The organism is Oleiphilus sp. HI0067 (assembly GCF_001635735.1).
Map to the genome: position 1 here is coordinate 1 of NZ_LWFI01001639.1, position 688 is coordinate 688.

Below are 688 nucleotides of genomic sequence, written 5' to 3' on the forward strand. Positions count from 1 at the left end.
GCCAATTTCATAAGCTATCCGTTTGTTCAGCCAACCTTCTCATAAGAAACAAAGCACATGATACTGCTGGGGCGTCAAGACAGCGACCTGCGTTGCTGAGTCACGTTCTTCATTATCGATTCGACGTAAGTTTTGGCGCACAAAAGACTGCACCTAAGATTCACCATCAATCACATGGTCAATGGCATCTTTAATCATACTCGGAGAGCAGGACTTTGGAATAAAGCCAATTGAGCCGTGAGCAATACAACGGCTAATAGTCTCAACATTTTCTCGTGCTGAAATGATCGTTAAAGGCACAGTTGGGAATTTTTCGGGTACAGTCACCAGACCAAATGAGTCCTGACTGCCTGACATATGTAGATCGAGCAACAACAAATCATTGTCAGGGTTTTGTTCGAGCACTTTAAGCGTGCAATCAAGATCAGAAGATTCACTAATGCAAAGATCAGGCAAGTGCGTATTCAATAACCCTAACCGAGCATTTCCAAACAAGGATGATCATCCCGCAATATGAATTTAATACATTAACACTTCCTTTAAAACGCACACACTTGAAACTCAAGAATAGTCCAGGCGTGTTTTGAACGGCTAGGGTTTGAGGGTGCCCTACTGCACAATTTAACGCCCTTCAATTGGCGGATCGACCACAGTCGCTGCGTTTAAGGTGAAGGTGTCGCCTTAATTA

General features: G+C 43.6%; 1 protein-coding gene. It reads right to left on the minus strand.

Features of this window, described 5'->3' with window-relative positions; all coding sequences use genetic code 11:
* Positions 1-153 precede the first annotated feature (153 nt).
* A complete protein-coding gene (locus tag A3739_RS26370) occupies positions 154-468 on the minus strand; it encodes a response regulator (RefSeq protein WP_068503362.1) in 315 nt (104 codons plus the stop codon).
* Between the last annotated feature and the right edge of the window lie 220 nt (positions 469-688).